Below are 311 nucleotides of genomic sequence, written 5' to 3' on the forward strand. Positions count from 1 at the left end.
CAAGGGCGGCAAGGATGTCTTCGTCCACATCTCGGCCGTTGAAAAAGCGGGGCTGAGCGGTCTCAATGAGGGGACCAAGGTCAGCTACGAAGAGATGACCAACAGGGGCAAGACGTCCGCTGAAAATCTAAGAGTCGGATGAATTCGAAACCGCCGGCCTCGCGCTGGCGAAATTATGTCGAACATATAACCCGGCCTCAGTGCCGGGTTTTTCTTTGGGCGGGCGGGAGCAGGTCGATCGCCTGCGCCAGTTCATCCTCGGCGACCGCGCGTCTCGTCGACGCTGAGATCGGCGGCATCACGGCCGCCTT

1 protein-coding gene is annotated in these 311 nt (G+C 60.1%); it reads left to right on the forward strand.

What is annotated here, in order from left to right; all coding sequences use genetic code 11:
• Positions 1 to 142, forward strand: a 142-nt coding sequence (locus AC5ZGW_RS47825) for a cold-shock protein (protein WP_496114363.1), incomplete at its 5' end; no start/stop codon positions are given.
• Between the last annotated feature and the right edge of the window lie 169 nt (positions 143 to 311).

The sequence above is a fragment of the Bradyrhizobium sp. Crot121 genome (genome assembly GCF_059512385.1).